Raw genomic sequence first — 212 nt, forward strand, 5'->3', positions numbered from 1 at the left:
ACCGGTCACCGGGCGCATGCTGCGGATCCTGCCCCTGGGCAGCGGACTGGTCCTGATCGGCCTCGGGCTGGCGCTGGCGTTCGTCGCCCTCAGGCTGCGCCGGAGCTAGAGGCTCCGGCCGGTGCCAGAGGTCCGGCCGGTGCCAGAGGTCCTGCCGGTGCCAGAGGTCCTGCCGGTGCCAGAGGTCCTGCCGGTGCCAGAGGTCCTGCCGG

It is taken from the genome of Streptomyces anandii JCM 4720 (assembly GCF_014650655.1).
Lineage (GTDB): Bacteria > Actinomycetota > Actinomycetes > Streptomycetales > Streptomycetaceae > Streptomyces > Streptomyces anandii.